Genomic DNA, 237 nt, shown 5'->3' with positions numbered 1-237 from the left:
CCTTGTCTACCTTCAACCCGTTCAACGCACCGGCGAACGAGCCTGTGGCGCAGGATGCGGCGGGGACAGGCGCAAAGACCCCCACCCATGTCAGCAATGCGACATCGCCGTTCCCGCGGGAAGCCACGGCACTGGACGTCGTGCTGAGCCCGCGTGAATGGGCGGTGCATGTTGCGGTCCTGGAAACAGAAGCGCCGGAACGCGCGGCGCGGGGGTGGCCGATGTAAAAGTACAGCG

1 protein-coding gene is annotated in these 237 nt (G+C 65.8%); it reads left to right on the top strand.

Going from position 1 to position 237, the window contains the following annotated elements; translation table 11 throughout:
- On the top strand, positions 1–227 hold a 227-nt coding region (locus ACQG3P_RS23470; RefSeq protein ID WP_426806387.1), incomplete at its 5' end, for a hypothetical protein.
- Positions 228–237 lie beyond the last annotated feature (10 nt).

The sequence above is a fragment of the Stenotrophomonas sp. SrG genome (genome assembly GCF_050031795.1).
Taxonomy (GTDB): Bacteria; Pseudomonadota; Gammaproteobacteria; order Xanthomonadales; family Xanthomonadaceae; genus Stenotrophomonas; species Stenotrophomonas rhizophila_A.
The sequence above is the reverse complement of the archived record's forward strand: the minus strand, read 5'-3'. Positions and strand labels throughout refer to the sequence as shown.